Source organism: Acidovorax sp. KNOB132 (assembly GCF_057541515.1).
In genome coordinates this window covers 1-1,485 of sequence record NZ_BAAJYT010000502.1, presented here as the reverse complement: position 1 = coordinate 1,485, position 1,485 = coordinate 1, and the positions used below count along the sequence as shown (strand labels likewise).

Here is a 1,485-nt window from a genome sequence, read left to right as displayed (position 1 = left end):
TGGCCAACGCGGCCAGGTACGGCGCGCAGTTCTTGCTCAGCCCGCCGCGCCCGCCGCACTGGGGCGGCTACCGCCTCAAGCCCGAGCAATGGGAGTTCTGGCAGGGCCGCAAGAGCCGGCTGCACGACCGGCTGCGCTACCGGGCCGATGGCGGCCAGTGGGTGCGCGAGCGCCTCGCGCCCTGACCGCCCGCGCCGTGCGCCGGCGCGTCGGCCCGGCCGACCGGGCGCCAGGCCTCAGTGGAAGAACCGCTGCGCGACGACCAGCATGAGCGGCACCGTCACCAGCGCCAGCGCCGTGGACACGGCGATGCTGGCCGTCACCTCGTCCTGCATCGTGTCGTAGCGCTGCGTGAACAGGAACACGTTGGCCCCCACTGGCAGCGACGCGGCCAGGAACATCACCGCCGTCGAGGTGCCGCCCAGGCCGAAGGCCCAGGCCAGCGCCAGCAGCAGCAACGGGTGCGCCAGGTTCTTGACCAGCGAAATGCGCAGCGCGTCGCGCGCATGGTGGCCCACCTTGCTGAACGCCAGCGTCACGCCCACCAGCAGCAGGGCCATGGGGCCGAGCGCCATGCCCAGCAGCTGCAGCGGCTTGTCCACCACCTCGGGCAGGTGCAGGCCGGTCTGCGCGAACAGCAACCCGGCCAGGATGGGCAGCGGCACCGGGTGCAGGATGCCGTTGCGCACGGCCTGCAGCACCGTGTGCAGCATGGGGCGCGGCGCGCTGCGGCCGTCGCGCTGGCTTTCATGCGCCTGCGCCAGCTCGAACACCACCGTGGCCGCCGTGAGCAGGATGAGCGCGTGCAGCGAGATCAGCGTGAACAGCGTCACCAGCCCTTCCTGGCCGTAGACCAGCCCGACCAGCGGCACGCCGATCATGATGGTGTTGCTGAACATGCTGGCCAGCCCGAACGCGGCCGAGCGGGTGGAGAACCCCATGAGCGCCAGCGACACCACGAACACCAGCCCGGCCGCGAGAAAGTACAGGCCCACCGGCTCGAAGTTCAGGTCCTGCACGCGCGACGTGCCCATGGTGCGAAACAGCAGCGCGGGCGTGAGCACCAGGAACACCAGGTTGGACAGATCCTTGACCGCCGAGGCCCGCACCCAGCCCAGGCGCCCGGCGAGAAAGCCGATGGCGATGAAGAGGATCACCGGGATCATGGAGGCGAAGACGGGGGAGTTCACGGCGGCGATCCTGCGGGCAAAGCCTTCGATTATCGGTGCGGTGCATCGTGCCCTGCGCACCGCCGCGTCCGATGGGCCCGTGGGGTGGCGGCTCGACGCACCGGCCTGTCCTGTCCCGGCGGATGTCCAGCCGCCCGCGCACCGGTGAGCCGCTGCGGCGTGCACACGCCCCCGGCCCGGCGCGCATGGTCCAGGCCCGCGCCAGTCCCAGACGGTCGGTGCTGGCGAAAGGGGCGCCCTCATACCCTTTGCGCCGCCCTTCAAAACGGACTCTAGCGCAATCATCACTAGGGCA

The 1,485-nt window shown here is 71.0% G+C and carries 2 protein-coding genes; one reads left to right on the top strand and one right to left on the bottom strand.

What is annotated here, in order from left to right; all coding sequences use genetic code 11:
- A partial coding sequence (locus tag AC27IO_RS24145) for a pyridoxine 5'-phosphate oxidase C-terminal domain-containing protein (protein ID WP_498741204.1) occupies nt 1-185 on the top strand: 185 nt, incomplete at its 5' end.
- A gap of 51 nt (nt 186-236) precedes the next feature.
- On the opposite strand, the gene AC27IO_RS24140 is transcribed toward AC27IO_RS24145, so the two are convergent.
- Nucleotides 237-1,190, bottom strand: a complete 954-nt coding sequence (locus tag AC27IO_RS24140; RefSeq protein WP_498741202.1) for an AEC family transporter — start codon at nt 1,188-1,190, stop codon at nt 237-239.
- Nucleotides 1,191-1,485 lie beyond the last annotated feature (295 nt).